Genomic DNA, 16,023 nt, shown 5'->3' with positions numbered 1-16,023 from the left:
AAAATCCTGATTATGAACAAAGGCAGAATCGTCTGCGAGCTTGATCCGGACGAGCTGCTGGCCAATAAAGAGATCCAGCATCAATATTTGGGCGTTTGAGCCCGACAATCCGACACTGGCCGGTTTTGCCGCAGACGCGTGGGGTCTGCAAGCAACGGCGTGGATTGCCGCGGGCGGCGCCGTGTGCTGGGTGCAGTGGTCGCCAACGGATAGAAGGAAACCACGCCGGCGCGTCTCAGAGCCAAACTTGGCAATAATGTTAAGGCTTTGAGTCAACTGTCAAAATTGAAAAAAGGAGCTCCCGATTTCCATGGGAGCTCCTTTTTTCAGGCATGGCGATTGTGTTTAAGGATCCGGATTCGATTCGTGATTTCGCAGTCTAATCGATCCGCCGGTATCGCCGTTCAGGGAGGGTGGTCACGCAAGTAAGCCGGGTGTATTGTCAATATTCCGGTTTGAACGTGCAAATTGTTAGCAAGCTGTTAAAGTGCGACGTATGAGATCGCCGAGAGCAGGATGGAGACGATCAGCATGGCTGCCAGCGGTTTGAACGCTTTTGCGCGGAGCTCCCGCAGATTCACATTCAGCCCGAGTCCTGTCATCGCCATGGTTAATAAGAATGTTGTGCCGTTCGAAATATCGTTCATCAAATAGCCGGGAATCGTTACGAGCCTGCCGAACACATAGCTTCCCAAAATGCTCATGAAGATAAAGCCGATCAGAAACCAGGGGAATTCGATTCTGCTGCTGCCCGCATGCGCGTTCCCTTTCCGTTTCATCCAATACACAAGGACAAAGCTGAGCGGAACGAGCAGGAACACTCTTCCCAATTTGGCCAACAGCGCATCGCCCAGCGCATTTTGTCCGGCCGGCGCGGCAGCCAGAGCCACATGGGCAATCTCATGAAGACTGACACCGGACCAAATGCCATATTGGATATCGCTCAAAGGCAGGTAGGGCCTTATCAGTGTATAGCCAATGGCGAAGATTGTCCCCACCAGCGCGATGATGCCGGCTCCCATTGCCGTGTCTTCTTCCTTCGCTTTCAGAATCGGCGATACTGCGGCAATTGCGGCAGCCCCGCATACTCCGGTGCCGATCCCCAATAGAAGCGATAAGGGAGCGTCCGCCTTCAGCAGCTTGGCGATCCAAACCGTTGCCAAGACAGAGAAGATAATCGTTCCCGCATCGCGGACAAGCAATCCAAATCCCTGATGAAGCACGACATCGATGTTGAGCTTCAAGCCGAACAGGACGATGGCAAGCCGCAGCAGTTTTTTGGACGAAAATTGAATGCCGGAGCGGATCCGTTCCGGGTATCCCCAAATCTGGCGATAGATGACGGCGATCAGAATCGCGGCCGCAAGCTGGCCGATATGGTCAAAGCCGGGGAGGATGGCCAATCCGTATCCGAGGAGCGCAATTCCGAATGTGAAGGCAATGCCGCCGGTCCATGATGGAATGTCCTCCTTGATCCCCCAATGTAAATTCTTGATGACTTGATTTGCCATAAGTGACTCCTCCTAGATTCGATGTAAATGTAGCATAACCTGTTTTTTAAAATAAGAAAAATAAATCATACTGATGACTGCCATAAGCGATTACTAATGATAAAATAAAGGGTAAACGTACAAGGTATGCATATAAGGAGTGAGCGCATATGGATCAAATGCTGACGGTTTTTGTTGCGGTGGCTGAAAGAGGGAATTTTACGCGCGCGGCGGAAGAAATGCATATGACTCAACCGGCGGTAAGCCAATATATTCAAACGCTTGAACGGACTCTGGGGACGAAGCTGTTGGATCGAAGCAACAAATACGTCCGGTTGAACAAAGCGGGGGAAATTGTGTATCACCATGCGCGGGAAATCCTGGGGTTGTACACGCGGATGCAGGGCCTGGTAGACGACCTTATGCACACTGCGAGCGGGAACCTCAACATCGGGGCGAGTTATACTTTCGGAGAGTATGTATTGCCGCGTTTGATCGCTCATCTTCGAAAGCAATTTCCGAGGATTCAGCCCTCCATTACGATTGGCAACACCAAAGAAATTGCCGAGCTCGTGGCCGGGCATGAACTGGATCTTGGCGTGGTCGAAGGGGAGTTTTCACATGAGAAGCTGGAAATCGGGCATCTGGCCGAGGATTCGATGGTGGTCATCGTTTCCGCCGGTCATCCGCTTTCGCGGCAGGCACGGTGGACCGTTAAAGACTTATCGGAGGAGACTTGGATCATTCGTGAAAAAGGCTCGGGGACGCGGGAAGCCGCAGAAAAAATGTTCGCCGAATTTCAGTTTTATCCTGCAAGCATCATGGAATTCGGCAGCACGCAAATCATCAAGGAATCGGTAGAGGCGGGCATTGGCATCAGCTTGTTGTCCTCCTGGGCGATCCGCAAGGAACTGTCGTTGGGTACGCTGCGAACGATTCAAATCGAGGGGCTGCCGTTTGTACGCAAATTTTCGGTGATCAAGCAAGCCGCGCCGTTTCAAACAAAAGCCATGGAGATCTTCATGGAGATCCTGAGAGATCATGCGGCGCAAACGGAAAACGAAGGATCAAGATGATAACCACGATGCGCTTGAAGCGGTGAAGGATTGGATCGAATCGTTGAACCGCGGATTGAATGATCCGGGCGAGTGTACTCCGTTACGTGGAGCGGACCTTTATTTTCTGCAGCCTTAAGGCGTTCATGACAACCGTTACGGAGCTCATGGCCATGGCCAAACCCGCTGCCCATGGCGGCAGCCAGCCTGCGGCGGCGAACGGAATCATCACGGCATTATAAAGAAAAGCGAAGCCGAGGTTCTGCTGAATGTTGCGGACGGTCCTTTTGCTGATTTCCATGGCATCTGCGACTCCGTTCAAATCGCTTTTGGATAAATTCATATCCGCCGCTTCCAACGCGATATCGGCTCCCGTACCGAGGGCGATGCCCACATCGGCGGCCGCAAGGGCCGGGACGTCATTCATGCCGTCGCCGACCATGGCGATTTTTTTGCCTTGCGATTGCAGGGAACGAATCAGCTCCAGCTTCTCTTCGGGGAACGATTCGTAATAAACCCTGGCGATTCCCAATTCTTTGGCGGCGGATTGCGCAGCGTGAATATTGTCGCCTGTGATCAGGATGATATCTTTGTTCCAGCCGGCGAATCGGGCAACCGCCTGTTTGGCCGAAGGCTTGACCGAGTCTGCTGCGGCAAGCATGCCTGCAAGCTGATTTCCGATAACCGCGTGAATTACCGTTTTTCCTTCCCGTTCCCGCTTATCGGCCCATGCTTCGGCGAAACGGTTCATTCTTATACCGTATCGCTGCAGCAACGCACGGTTGCCGACGATGACGCGGACCTCGCCGACAACGGCGGCCACTCCGTACCCGGGAAAGGATTCGATCCCCCTTGAAGCCGGAAGCGTCAATTTCTCAGATTGGGCTTTGACGACAATCGCCCGTGCCAGCGGATGCTCCGAATAGCGTTCGGCGGCAGCCGCATAGCTGAGCAGGGAGCTTTCGGAAATCAGGTTCGTCCAGATATTCGTAATCTGCGGCCGTCCCGAAGTGACCGTACCGGTTTTGTCCAAGAGGATCGTATCGACACCGTGAAGCACCTCAAGCTGTTTGCCTTCCTTGAACCAGATACCCAGTTCCGCGGCTCTTCCCGTCCCCACCAGAATCGAAGTCGGGGTGGCCAGACCGAGAGCGCACGGACAGGCAACGACCATGACCGCAATCATCCGTTCAATGGCCAGTCCGGTATTTCCCGGAGCGAGCAGCCAATTCCATGCGATAAATGTAAGACCGGCAACGACTAGAATGACAGGCACGAAAATTCCGGAAATGCGGTCCGCCATCCGCTGAATGGGGGCTTTGGAATATTGGGCGTCCTCCATCAAGCGGATCATCCGGGCGAGATTGGTTTCGTCTCCGGTCTTGTCGACGATCATTTTGAAGGTGCCGTTCAAGTTGAGCGTTCCGCTGATGACCGGATCACCCGGGTGTTTCGCTTTGGGCAGCGATTCACCGGTTATCATCGCTTCATTCACATCGGAAGAGCCCTCGATGACGCGTCCGTCAACGGCGATTCGCTCGCCGGGACCGATTATCGCGGTGTCCCCGACAAGAATATCCCGGGCCGCAACCTTTTTGACCACACCTCCGCGAATCACCGTAGTCATTCCGGAATTTGCGTCATAGAAGTGATCAAGGCTTCTGAGCGTCCGTTTTTTGGCCTTTGCCTCAAGCCATTTCCCGAACAGCACCGTCGTGATGATCATGGCCGAAGCGTCGTAAAGATACATGGGATGCTCAGCGGGATGCCGGATCGAGTGAAACGTCAAATAGTGGCTGTAAAAATATGCGGCGGAGGTTCCAAGAGCGATCAACACGTCCATGTTTGCGCTTTTTTGCCGGAGGGCATGAAAAGCTCCGATATAAAAAGGAAGTCCGATCCCGAACTGAATCACCGTCGCAATGGCAAATTGAAACCAAGGGCTGTGCAGCAGCGCCGGCCCTTCGGGAAGAATTTGCAGGTGAGCGCCCATCGCCCAGAATAATGGGATTGACAGGATAAAGGAAACGATCAGGCGGTTTCTGGCGGTGCTCGAGGTTCCGAACGGCTGTGATTGGCTGCTCCTAACCGTCTGTTTGGCCACGCCGTAGCCGACTTGCCGAATTTTCTCCTCGATTTGATCGAGAGTAAGTTGATCGCAGTCATACCGGACAAAAGCGCGATGGAGAGCCAGATTTACGTTGACCTGTTCGACGCCCTCCATCTTGCCGAGCGCTTTCTCGATTCGGGCGGAGCAGGCGGCGCAGGTCATGCCGGTTATCGTCAGAATGGTTTCTTCCGTTTGTGGTTCAATTTTCATGTCGGCCTCCGTTAGGACTCAAAACTTTTTGTACAAGTTTATGAAAGCAAATTCTTTTTATGTCGCAAAAAACATCCGACCGGAAAAATCAATACGGTTAATCCACAAAACACAACGTCATTCATTATCAGCTTTGGGCTGGTTGGCCACTGCCGGTTCCGTTTCCGGTGATGTTTGCTCCGTTCTGGGGGTGGGTCGCATTTTTTGAATATTTATATACCTTATAGGGGTATGGTATAATTTAGATATTCAGAAATCGTGAAAATCGGCTTGATTCGGAAGAAGCGGATTGATAACATTATTCCTAAGAGGAGGTTGGGGCCGATGGAACAGGAGGAGGCAATGGTTGGCGACAGCTGTCACGGCCAGGTTGAAGGCTCGGAAAGAAAAAGCCATCATTCCGCCAAGGTTAAAGCCAATCTGGTTGCGCGCCTGAACCGGATCGAAGGGCAAGTTCGAGGCATTAAAGGCATGATTGAAAAGGATACATACTGTGATAATGTGCTCAATCAAATTGCCGCTGTCCAATCGGCTTTGAACAGCGTCGGAAAGCTCCTGCTGGAAAATCACATGAAAACCTGTGTCGTGGAACGGATCCAAGAGGGTGATCCGGAGATTCTCGACGAGCTTCTGATTACCGTTAACAAGCTGATGAAATAATGACGAAGGAGAAGATTATATGCGGAATGTCACATTGCAAGTGGAAGGCATGTCCTGCGGGCACTGCGTGAAAGCCGTGGAAGGGGCGATGAAAGAAATCGGCGCTTCCGGCAAAGTCGATTTGGCCGCCAAAACCGTCGCAGTTGAATATGACGAATCGAAAATTACTCTGGAGCAAATCAAGGAGGCCATCGAGGATCAGGGATATGAAGTCAAGCAATAAATCAGCAAATCTCGTATAAATGGCATTCTATCGGGACATCCTGTTACTAGATTCATAGGAAAGGGATGCTTCCGATGCTTTGGTTGAGAAAAAACAAGGGAATGGCAATACTTGTATTATTCATAATCATGATCTTGTGCGGATGGAATTCTTATTCGTCAACTGCCGAACAGGCTAGCGATGCGCAAAAGCTTTGGAGTTTTTCCCGGCAGGAGCTGGACGGACCGGTCGGCGTCGTGATGCAGGCCGGTACTGTATTTAAAAGCTTCACGGATTCGAGCGAATTCCTGGAGTTGGGAAAGCGCACAAGCGATCTATTGGGACTGCCGTCGGGGACCGTTCAGCTTCAAGAGGGAACGCATCTGCGTTATGAGGCGGTTCTGCGCTCACAAGACGGTATCACGGCAACGCTGATTATCTTGGGAATGAAAGAAGGAGGACCGACCTACTTGTTTGTGAAGGTACAGGGCCGCGAGGTATCTTCGCTCGATCCGCTGGAAACGCTTCGCGATCGGCTGACTGCCGGACTGCGGGCTCTCGACTTGCATCCGCAGTGGAATACGACCATTCAGGGGGTATTGAAAGCGAAGGACGGCGGCGAAGCAGCCGTTCGGAAATTATGGAACCGTCTGGGCCAAAAGCTGCAAGCGAGCAAAGTTGAAAGCTATGAGGACGCCCGGACAAGCAGTATTTCCTATTATACGCCGCAGATGAAAGAGTCCGTTCGAACGGGCAGCCGTCCGATGAACCTGCAGGCGGCAGTGCATCGGGTGACGGAAACCAACAATCTGCGTGTCACCCTGGGCGTTCCCGTCATCGTGACGGAATATTGAAAAGGCGGGATCTAATCCGCTGTTCCAGATGCTCCCAAGCTACTTTCTACCAATGGTAAAAAACATTTGACTAGCATTGGAAAACCATTATAAGATATCAATAGGCTAATAGTGCATAGATGTTTTCTATTTTTTTGCGCACTAAATGTTGGAAATGGACTTATACAGAAAAAAGGGGGCATATCTCAATGAAAAAGCTTTATCACTTTACAGCTTTTATGCTTATTGCCATGCTGGTGCTGTCGGCATGCGGACAAAGCAAACAAGCTGCACCGCAGGAATCGGCGAAGCCTTCTGAACAGCCGGCTCAAAGTTCGGCGCCTGAACCGAAGAAGGAAGAAAAGAAAGTCGTCAAGATTGGAATTACGCAGATTGTTGAGCATCCTTCGCTTGATGCCGCACGCAACGGTTTTCTTGCCGCACTGAAAGATAACGGTTTCACTGAAGGTGACAATCTGCAAGTGGATACGCAGATTGCGCAGGGAGATATGAGCAACAACACCTCCATCGCCCAGAAATTCGCTGCTGACAAAAAAGATCTGATCCTGGCAATCTCGACGCCATCCGCACAAGCTGTCGTTAAACAAATTACGGATACCCCGGTTTTGTTCACCGCGATTACCGATCCGCTGGGAGCCAAGCTTGTGTCAAGTCTTGAAAAACCGGGCGGAAATGTAACGGGTACGTCTGATACGCATCCGGAAGCGATCACCAAGCTGATGGACTTCATCGCCTCGCAATTTCCCAAGGTGAAGACGATCGGAATCGTTGCCAATGAAGGCGAGCAGAACTCATTGATCAATGTTAAGAAAGCTGAAGAAGCGCTTGCCAAACATAACATTAAAGTCGTGAAAGCAGCGGTAACCAACAGCTCGGAAGTCAAACAAGGCGCTGAATCGCTTGTCGGACGCGTTGACGCGATTTACGTGCCGAAAGACAACACCGTCGTCGCTGCTCTTGAATCCATGATTCAAGTGGCTGAAAAGAATAAGCTTCCGCTGTTCGTGGGCGAGAAAGATTCCGTGAAACGCGGCGGATTTGCTTCCTATGGCTTTGAATATTTCGATCTTGGCTACACCACTGGTAAAATGGCGGTAGATATTCTGAAAAACGGTAAAAAACCTGGAGATATCCCGGTTGGATTCCCGGAAAATCTGGATCTTGCCATTAACATGAAAGCTGCAAAGAACGAAGGCATTGAAGTAACCGATGCGATGAAGAGCATGGTGAAGGATCCGAAAAATATTATTGAATAATCCAGTCAATCATTAAGGAGGTGGCCCGGCATCTTACCGGGTCACTTTCGATTCGTTACGGAGGTTTTTGGATGAATCTGGTTGCTTTTACGGGTGCGTTGGAATTGGGACTCCTATATTCAATTATGGCTTTAGGCGTTTACTTGACATTCCGCGTATTGAATTTCCCTGATTTGACTGTGGACGGAAGCTTCACCACCGGCGGGGCGATCGCCGCCGTGATGATAGCATCCGGGCAATCGCCGCTGTTGGCGACAGTTGCTGCCTTTGCGGGGGGAGTTGCCGCCGGGGCGATTACCGGCCTTCTGCATACAAAAGGGAAAATCAATGCGCTGCTTTCCGGTATTCTGATGATGATTGCCCTGTATTCGGTCAATCTGCGGATCATGGGAAAAGCGAACGTACCCTTGCTGGGAATCGATACCTTGTTCACCGGCATGCAGGTGCTCTTGGTGATGCCGCTCGTGGTTCTGGCCGTGAAGCTGCTGCTCGATTGGTTCCTGCATACCGATCTCGGGCTGTCGATCCGCGCCACGGGCGACAATGACAGGATGGTCCGCAGCTTCGGCGTCAATACGGATACGACGACCATCATCGGGGTCAGTCTGTCCAACGGTTTGGTGGCTCTTTCCGGCGCGCTTGTATCGCAGCAGCAAGGTTTTGCCGAAGTGCAGATGGGGGTCGGAATGATTGTCATCGGGTTGGCTTCCGTAATTATCGGGGAAGCGATTTTCGGAGCCAAGAACGTGTTTCGGGCGACGCTCGCCGTGGCCCTTGGGGCGATCGTCTACCGGGTTATTGTTGCCGCCGCGATGCGTTGGGGATTAAATCCTCAGGATATGAAGCTGATGACTTCGATGATCGTAGTCATTGCACTGGTTCTTCCGAGAATTCAATCGGCTTTCCGCAAGAAAGCGATGATTAGAAAAAGAAGCGCTGAGCTTCAAACAGCTTCTCCCGCACAAGGATCCCACCAAGGGGGTAACCAATGATGCTGACCATACGCAATGCAACAAAGCTGTTCAACGCCGGCACAGTCGATGAGAAGGTCGCGCTGTCCGATATTACGCTTGAAATGAAGCAGGGTGACTTCGTTACCGTTATCGGGAGCAACGGTGCGGGCAAATCGACGCTGATGAACATCATCTCGGGCGTGTTGATTCCGGACAGCGGATCAGTCGGCATTAATGGCCGGGAGGTTCAGAACGTACCGGAGCATCGCCGCAGTGAATGGATTTCCCGTGTATTTCAGGATCCGATGGCCGGCACTTCGCCGAGAATGACGATAGAAGAAAATCTTTCACTGGCATATTCCAGGGGAAAGAAGAGAGGTCTGTCCTTTGGTGTAACCAAGGCGAAGCGCGCGGTCTTCAAGGAACAGCTGTCCAAACTGGGAATCGGTTTGGAGCATCGTTTAAGCGCGAAAGTCGGATTGCTTTCCGGCGGGGAACGACAAGCGCTCAGCTTGCTGATGGCGACATTCACAAAGCCCGATATCCTGCTGTTGGATGAGCATACCGCTGCGCTTGACCCGTCACGCGCAGAGCTGATTACGAGGCTGACTGACCAGATCGTCCGCGAAGCTAATCTGACGACGCTGATGGTGACGCATAATATGGATCAAGCCATTCGTCTCGGGAATCGTCTGATCATGATGGATAAGGGAAAAATCATCTTGGACATTCCGGAAGCGCGCAAGCACGAGCTGACAGTGGAATCACTGCTTCGAGAATTCGAGAAAATCCGCGGTCAGAAATTCGCCGATGACCGTGTAGTGCTGATGTGATATCCAACTAATTTCCAACTAATCCATCTTTCATCTTGGACAAGATGGATTTTTTGCTGCCCGGTTGAAATGACAGTTCGGACTGTGAAATAATAGCGGCAAGACAGATCAACTTCCAGGGCGGTGAAACGGAAATGAAGGATCGGGACAAAACGGTTGATTCCGTTGATTCCCGCTATATCCAGCAGCATCTGGCTAATGAAAGAACTTTTTTGGCTTGGGTGCGGACGGGAATCAGCATGGTGGGTCTGGGTTTTTTGGCGGCCGGGATTATCTTCCGCGCCACACCTGCTGGGCATTCGGCGCAATTGATCGCCATTTATGTAGGCATCTTCGGCGTATTGCTCGGAGGGGTGATCACAGTCTTGGCTGGCAAGGACTATTTCACTAAGCGGCGGGACATCAACGGGGAAATGTTTCGATCACCCGGCTTGATCGTATGGATTTCCCTTGCCGGGCTGGGACTCGTCGATTTGTTCCTGATTCTGTTGGTCATCATTTTGTTCGTGAATTAAAAAATTTGGATATCCGATGTATTGACATCGCCAAAATTGCGTATTATTATTTGTATTAATCCAAAATCACAAGCATGATGACCGGGAGCAATAGGGAACAACCATGACCGCCAGAGAGCTGCGGGTTGGTGCAACGCAGTGAGTGGCTTCCCGAACTCGCCCGCGAATGGCAGGACGGAGCAGTCCGTTGGATTGGGTACATCCTGACGGTTGACCCCCGTAATCGGGTATGCGCGAACAGACTGCTGTCCGGACACGGTCTTGAGCGTTAGAGGTGGGCCGGTATTTTTCGGCCAAGAAGAGTGGTACCGCGAGGGAATAATGCCCGTCGTCTCTTAATGAGACGGCGGGCTTTTTGGCTGTTGGGATCGAAAGAGCGTTAATTATTAACTGAATTAAGCAAAAGGCAATGATCGGGAGTAGTAGGAAAAGCCTGAATTCTTCAGAGAGCTGCGGGTTGGTGCAACGCAGTGAAGGGGCTTCCCGAACTCGCCCGTGAGCGGCGGGATGGAGCGGCGGCGGATGCCGGGTACATCTTGACGGCTGGTCTCCGTAATCGGACCGCGGAGGAATGCGCGCATCGCGCAGGAGTCCGCATTCGAGGTGGGTCGGATGTTTTTTTCGGCCAAGAAGAGTGGTACCGCGATGGTGCAATGCCCGTCGTCTCTTTCATGAGACGGCGGGTTTTTTGTTTGAAAAAACAAGTTTCAAAAACAAAAGGAGGAAGTTCAAATGGATCAATCGGCGATTAAAAGAGTGAATATTTTCGATACGACACTGCGGGACGGAGAACAGGCTCCGGGCGCTTCGCTGACGCCGGAAGAAAAGGTCAGGATCGCCAGACAGCTGGCGAAGCTGGGAGTGGATGTAATCGAGCCGGGCTTTCCCATATCCAGTCAAGGCGAATTTCGGGCGGTTCAGCAAATTTCCCGCGAGCTTCAGCAGGTGGAAATTTGCGGATTTGCCAGGGCCATGAAAGAGGATATCGACCAAGCGATCGAAGCGACGAAGGATGCCGCAAGGCGCAGGCTGCACCTGTTTATCTCCTCATCGGACATTCACCTGAATTTCCAGTTGAGAAAATCACGAGAGCAAGTGATCCGAATCGCCAGAGAAATGGTGGCGTATGCCAAGCAATTCGTCGATCGGATCGAGTTTTCGCCGATGGACTCTTCCCGTACGGGCGAGGCGTTTCTGATGGAAATGGTGGAAGCGGTCATCGGGGAAGGGGCCACCATCATTAACATTCCGGATACGGTGGGTTACGCCCTTCCTGAAGAGTTCGGTCGAATTTTTACGGTGCTGCGGACGCAGGTTCGCGGGGGAGACCGGGTTGAATACAGCGCGCACTGCCATAATGACCTGGGCTTGGCGGTCGCCAACAGCTTGGCCGCCATCCGTGCGGGCGCGACTCAGGTGGAAGTCACCGTGAACGGAGTCGGGGAAAGAGCAGGCAATTGTTCGCTGGAGGAACTGGCCATGGCGATTGAAACCCGAAAGCAATCGCTGGGGGTCCAGACAGGCATCCGTACGGAAGAAATTTTTGAGACGTCGCGGATGGTCAGCCGGTTCATGAATTTTCCGATCGCGTTTAATAAGCCGATTGTCGGCAGGAACTCCTTTCAGCATGAAGCGGGCATCCATCAGGACGGCTTGCTGAAGGATCGCAGCACGTATGAGATCATGAATCCGGATCAAATGGGCATCCCCCGCAATATGATCATACTCGGAAAGCATTCCGGAAGACATGCGATCAGGCATAGGGTGAGCGAATACGGGATCCGTTTGGATGATGAGCAGCTGGAACAAGTATACAGCCGTTTTAAGGAAATGGCCGATGAGCAAAAAACGGTGACTGACGATCAATTGATTGGCTTGGTCGGCTCCGCGATTAATGAGGAACTGGAGTCGTATTCACTTATTGATGTCCAGGTGGTCACTCACAACAGAAACGTTAAAGTGGCCTCGGCCCGCATCAAGAATGTGGAAGGCCAGCAGGAAAAGGTGTATTCCGGGGTCGGTTCCGGACCGGTGGAAGCCTTGATCACTTGCATGAAACAGGCGCTTTCGTTCCATGTGGAGTTTGACGATCTGGAATTGTATTCATTATCGTCCGGAGAAAACGCAAGCGGGGAAGCGGTCGTGACTATATCCGTGGAAGGCAGGCAATTCCGGGGAACCGGTGTGGATGCCGATATCATTTTTGCAGTGGGCAAAGCTTTCATGTCAGCATGCAACCAAGCGGCCCGTGAAACGGGAGTCCGCCAAAAAAAGGAAAAATCGATCGGTTAAATGCATGCGTCGATTCATTGAAGCTTCTGTCAAATTGTGAGTTTGGAAATGGTCAATGGGGAGCCGGCAGCGGCTCCCTTCTTCATGGCCGAAAAGAATATCGATCAGGGAGACAGAGTAGGGGGGGCCGGATCGTGATCCATCAGATGCGTTGGGCCGGCATCGGGAATGGATTTGTTTTGCAGAGCCGTTTGTTCCAGCTGCGCGCTCAGGTCAAGCAGCTCGCCGTTGAGCCGACCCAGGATGTCCGTGAGCTTGCCGAGCTCTTTGAAGGCTAGCCTGGTTTGATATGCGAAAGGATTCGTTTGTTCCTGTTGAGCGGGGGACATCTCCTCAAACTTCTCCTTCTGATCCCCCGTTTGTTTTCTGTAGAGCTCCGCCGTTTGGGTTTGCAAATCTTCCGCCGTTTGAAGAATCTGGTGAACGGATAGTCTGAATTCGGCAAGCCGGTCTCTATTGTTTTTCACGGATGTTTCGGAATCAAGGTCCATGTGCCGAAGATTGTCAGCGAGCTGGCGGATTTCCGACTTGATGGTTTGATAAACTTCCGGATGGGTCGTAACACTGATGCTGTCCAAAATTTGAAATATGGAGGACAGCTTCGTCGATATGCCGCTAGTTTGGGAAATTTTCATGAATAGCCCCCTTTTTTCTCATTATTTTTCTATTGTTTCTAACAACGGTTGATTTATTCGCTCGAGGCCGCCGATCAGCCTGTCTTTAGTCATTGGAACAGCCGCCCCTACAGGAAGGGCGGCCGTCTGCAGCTTGAGCGTTTTGGGGGCATCAGGGGAATGGTATGGGTTCCCGCTTACTATTTCATGAAGAACCCGAAAGGTTGTTATTGGAACGTCCGCTGCGTATACGTATGCGGCTGCTGGAAGCCCTGGGTTTGATAAGCGCCTTGGATCGGGGAGATGGCTTCGGATTTCACCGACTGCTCGACTTGGGACAAAAGCTGCGAAGCCTTCTGAACCTGCTGCATTATCAGTTGCTGGCCTTGAAGGAGATTTTGCAGCGATTGAACGGCTTGGCGTTCTCTTTGCGCCAGCTGCTCAAGCTGTGCCGCATTTTGTTGTTCCTGCTGCAGCATTTGCTGATAAATAAAATTGGACTGATGGGTTTGCTGGGCCATTAGCTGAATGGTTTGTTCGACTTGATTGATTTGTTGGATGACGTTCGGATTTAAATTTTGCGCGTTGTACATAACAACCTCCGTATTTGTATTATTGGTTAGCTGAAAGCAACCTCAAATATTTTCTGCACGGAGGTTGTTTTTATGCTGGAAGTTTATTGCTGATGCAACCAAGAGAAACGTCGGACAGACAGCTAGCGTACAGGAAATATTTTACCCGGATTCAGGATGCCGTTGGGATCAAGTGTTAGTTTAATGGAGCGCATGATCTCGATCGCTTCCCCGAATTCCTGCCGCTGATATTTGACTTTCCCGACGCCGACGCCGTGCTCTCCTGTACACGTGCCTCCACGGCTCAACGCATATTCGACGAGGTATGAATTGACCTTCAACGCGCGTTCCAGCTCGTCCGGATCATCAGGATCGACCAGGATCAGAGCATGGTAATTGCCGTCGCCGACGTGGCCCAGCAGCCCGCCGTCCAGCCCGTATTCGTCCATCATCTTGCGCGCATAAAGCACCGCCCCGGGAAGCTCCGACAGCGGAACGCAGACATCTGTGGACATCTGCTGCTTGCCTCGTGAATGATGGACAAATGCATACGCCAGATTGTGCCGGGCCTCCCAAAGACGGGTTCTTTCTTCCGCATCGCTGGCAAAAACAAATTCCTGAGACCCCTCTTCAGCGCAAAGTTCTTTTACATTCTCCATGTCCCCATCCATGCCTGCGGCGCTTCCGTGAAATTCCAGGAACAATGCCGGCTGCTCAGGGTATGAGGTGTGATTATGAATGTTGATCTGCTGGATGGATCGCTGATCCAGCAGCTCGATCCGTGCAACCGGAATCCCGTTGGAAAGAATGGATGCGGCTGCTTTGACAGCGCTTTCGACTGACGGGAACGAGGCGCGTGCGGCCATGACGCTTTCCGGAATCCCGTAGACCTTCAGAGTCAATTCCGTGAAAACGCCGAGCGTCCCCTCTGAGCCGACAAAAAGTCCCGTCAGGTTATAGCCCGAAGACGATTTTGGGGATCGCCGCCCCGTATGGATGATTCGTCCGTCAGCGAGCACCACTTCCAAATCTCTGACCTGATCCCGCATGACACCGTAACGAACCGCCGTCGTTCCGCTGGCGTTGGTCGCCGCCATACCTCCCAAGGTTGCGTCCGCTCCAGGATCGACGGAGAAAAAAAGGCCGTATCTTTTTAATTCCTTGTTTAATTGAAGCCGTGTAACCCCTGGTTGCACCGTAACCAAAAAATCGTCGGGAGAAATGTCGAGAATCCGGTTCATCAGCTGCATATCAAGAGAGATTCCACCCTCATATGGAATGACGTGGCCTTCGAGACTGCTGCCGACGCCAAACGGAACAACCGGGATCGAGTGTTTGTCGGCGAAGGCGAGCACGCGGCTGACCTCTTCGGCGGTTTTTGGAAAAACCACGACATCCGGGAGATGCGGGGTATGATAGGACTCATCTTTGCTGTGCTGTTCAAGCACTGTGGCATTTGTCGAAACTTGCTCGGCGGGAAGGATTCTTCTCAGCTCATTGACCAGGTCCATGCTTTCTGCTCCTTTCAAAAAAGGGATATGCATTTATTATGTAGGAAGTTTCCGCAAAAATAAATAACGCAAATCGAAAATAGCCCATAGCCCGCAATGCACGTCTCCCGCTACTTGGCCCCAAACGGCCACGGCCTTTGTATGGCCGGGGCTTGTCGTGTATACTAAGAATACAATGAAGAATACATTGCCATAAATGAAACATATTGTATGATGGTGGGGTTGTTGCTTACATGGCATCGAAAAACAAGCAATACGTCGTTTGGGTCGGCAGGACGCCGGGGATCTATTCCGCATGGGATCAGTGCCGGGCACAGATCGAGGGGTTTCCCGGGGCCAAATACAAATCGTATGAATCCAGGGCGGAAGCAGAGAAGGCTTTTGCCCGGGGCTCGCAGGACGCTTTCAAAGCCTCCGGCAAACCGTCAGCCTCCGCGAAACGGACGCCGGGCGATTTGTCCTACGCGGAGACGGCTGAAGAGGTCGACGAAAACAGTATATCCGTTGATGCGGGATGCTCCGGGAATCCGGGAATTGTCGAGTATAAGGGAGTCGATACGAAGACGGGGGACATCTTGTTTCATCACGGTCCGATTTCCAAAGGGACGAACAATTTGGGCGAATTCCTGGCCATCGTCCATGGCTTGGCGTATCTCCAACAGCGGGGAAGCGGCAAGACGATTTACAGCGACTCGAAGACCGCGATCAAGTGGGTGAAAGACAAGAAGGTCGCCACAAGCCTGCCCAGAGACGAGAGCACGGAGGAGATCTGGTCTCTGGTGGATCGCGCCCTGAAATGGCTGCATTCGAACGCATACACCAATCCGATCAAGAAATGGAAAACCGAGCAGTGGGGCGAAATTAAGGCGGATTTCGGACGCAAATAGCCGAACCGG

The 16,023-nt window shown here is 51.9% G+C and carries 15 protein-coding genes and 2 other annotated features; of the genes, 10 read left to right on the top strand and 5 right to left on the bottom strand.

Annotation, left to right across the window (positions count from 1 at the left end; genetic code table 11):
• Positions 1 to 482: 482 nt before the first annotated feature.
• Entirely contained in the window at positions 483 to 1,511 is a 1,029-nt protein-coding gene (locus tag VF724_RS11770) for a YeiH family protein (RefSeq protein WP_371754441.1), read from the bottom strand.
• 149 nt (positions 1,512 to 1,660) lie between these two features.
• Here VF724_RS11770 and VF724_RS11765 point away from each other — a divergent pair, with 149 nt between their 5' ends.
• Entirely contained in the window at positions 1,661 to 2,566 is a 906-nt protein-coding gene (locus VF724_RS11765; protein WP_371754440.1) for a LysR family transcriptional regulator, read from the top strand.
• 82 nt (positions 2,567 to 2,648) lie between these two features.
• On the opposite strand, the gene VF724_RS11760 is transcribed toward VF724_RS11765, so the two are convergent.
• The gene (locus tag VF724_RS11760; protein ID WP_371754439.1) at positions 2,649 to 4,865 is read right to left on the bottom strand and encodes a heavy metal translocating P-type ATPase; all 2,217 of its coding nucleotides are present in this window, start codon (positions 4,863 to 4,865) and stop codon (positions 2,649 to 2,651) included.
• Positions 4,866 to 5,189: 324 nt separating this feature from the next.
• On the opposite strand from VF724_RS11760, the gene VF724_RS11755 reads away from it, so the two are divergent.
• The 8 genes from VF724_RS11755 (at position 5,190) to VF724_RS11720 (ending at position 12,430) form a co-directional block, all read left to right on the top strand.
• Positions 5,190 to 5,525, top strand: a complete 336-nt coding sequence (locus VF724_RS11755; protein WP_371754438.1) for a metal-sensitive transcriptional regulator — start codon at positions 5,190 to 5,192, stop codon at positions 5,523 to 5,525.
• Between the two features lie 19 nt (positions 5,526 to 5,544).
• Positions 5,545 to 5,748 (top strand): copper chaperone CopZ, encoded by a 204-nt coding sequence (gene copZ / locus VF724_RS11750; protein WP_371754437.1) that lies wholly within the window; start codon positions 5,545 to 5,547, stop codon positions 5,746 to 5,748.
• A gap of 74 nt (positions 5,749 to 5,822) precedes the next feature.
• Entirely contained in the window at positions 5,823 to 6,581 is a 759-nt protein-coding gene (locus VF724_RS11745) for a YwmB family TATA-box binding protein (protein WP_371754436.1), read from the top strand.
• A 188-nt stretch (positions 6,582 to 6,769) separates the two neighbouring features.
• Complete coding sequence (locus VF724_RS11740) at positions 6,770 to 7,837, top strand: ABC transporter substrate-binding protein (RefSeq protein WP_371754435.1); 1,068 nt, start codon at positions 6,770 to 6,772, stop codon at positions 7,835 to 7,837.
• A 71-nt stretch (positions 7,838 to 7,908) separates the two neighbouring features.
• On the top strand, positions 7,909 to 8,829 hold the full coding sequence (locus VF724_RS11735; protein ID WP_371754434.1) for an ABC transporter permease: 921 nt from the start codon (positions 7,909 to 7,911) through the stop codon (positions 8,827 to 8,829).
• The gene (locus tag VF724_RS11730) at positions 8,829 to 9,623 is read left to right on the top strand and encodes an ABC transporter ATP-binding protein (protein WP_371754445.1); all 795 of its coding nucleotides are present in this window, start codon (positions 8,829 to 8,831) and stop codon (positions 9,621 to 9,623) included. The genes VF724_RS11735 and VF724_RS11730 overlap by 1 nt, the downstream gene beginning before the upstream one ends.
• A gap of 134 nt (positions 9,624 to 9,757) precedes the next feature.
• A complete protein-coding gene (locus VF724_RS11725; RefSeq protein ID WP_371754433.1) occupies positions 9,758 to 10,138 on the top strand; it encodes a YidH family protein in 381 nt (126 codons plus the stop codon).
• Between the two features lie 68 nt (positions 10,139 to 10,206).
• Positions 10,207 to 10,477 (top strand) — a binding site (T-box leader).
• Positions 10,478 to 10,538: 61 nt separating this feature from the next.
• Positions 10,539 to 10,809 (top strand) — a binding site (T-box leader).
• 61 nt (positions 10,810 to 10,870) lie between these two features.
• Positions 10,871 to 12,430: a 2-isopropylmalate synthase gene (locus VF724_RS11720; RefSeq protein ID WP_371754432.1), complete on the top strand. Its 1,560-nt coding sequence runs from the start codon at positions 10,871 to 10,873 to the stop codon at positions 12,428 to 12,430.
• A gap of 104 nt (positions 12,431 to 12,534) precedes the next feature.
• Here VF724_RS11720 and VF724_RS11715 read toward each other — a convergent pair whose 3' ends face one another.
• From VF724_RS11715 to VF724_RS11705, 3 genes are all read right to left on the bottom strand, one after another.
• Positions 12,535 to 13,065, bottom strand: a complete 531-nt coding sequence (locus VF724_RS11715) for a hypothetical protein (protein WP_371754431.1) — start codon at positions 13,063 to 13,065, stop codon at positions 12,535 to 12,537.
• A 206-nt stretch (positions 13,066 to 13,271) separates the two neighbouring features.
• Positions 13,272 to 13,637: an AMP-dependent synthetase and ligase gene (locus tag VF724_RS11710; protein ID WP_371754430.1), complete on the bottom strand. Its 366-nt coding sequence runs from the start codon at positions 13,635 to 13,637 to the stop codon at positions 13,272 to 13,274.
• Between the two features lie 122 nt (positions 13,638 to 13,759).
• Positions 13,760 to 15,127 carry an FAD-binding oxidoreductase gene (locus VF724_RS11705; protein WP_371754429.1) on the bottom strand — a complete coding sequence of 456 codons (1,368 nt, stop codon included), beginning with the start codon at positions 15,125 to 15,127 and terminating at the stop codon, positions 13,760 to 13,762.
• A gap of 233 nt (positions 15,128 to 15,360) precedes the next feature.
• Here VF724_RS11705 and rnhA point away from each other — a divergent pair, with 233 nt between their 5' ends.
• The gene (rnhA, locus tag VF724_RS11700) at positions 15,361 to 16,014 is read left to right on the top strand and encodes a ribonuclease H (RefSeq protein WP_371754428.1); all 654 of its coding nucleotides are present in this window, start codon (positions 15,361 to 15,363) and stop codon (positions 16,012 to 16,014) included.
• Positions 16,015 to 16,023 lie beyond the last annotated feature (9 nt).

The sequence above is a fragment of the Ferviditalea candida genome (genome assembly GCF_035282765.1).
Taxonomy (GTDB): Bacteria; Bacillota; Bacilli; order Paenibacillales; family KCTC-25726; genus Ferviditalea; species Ferviditalea candida.
The sequence above is the reverse complement of the archived record's forward strand: the minus strand, read 5'-3'. Positions and strand labels throughout refer to the sequence as shown.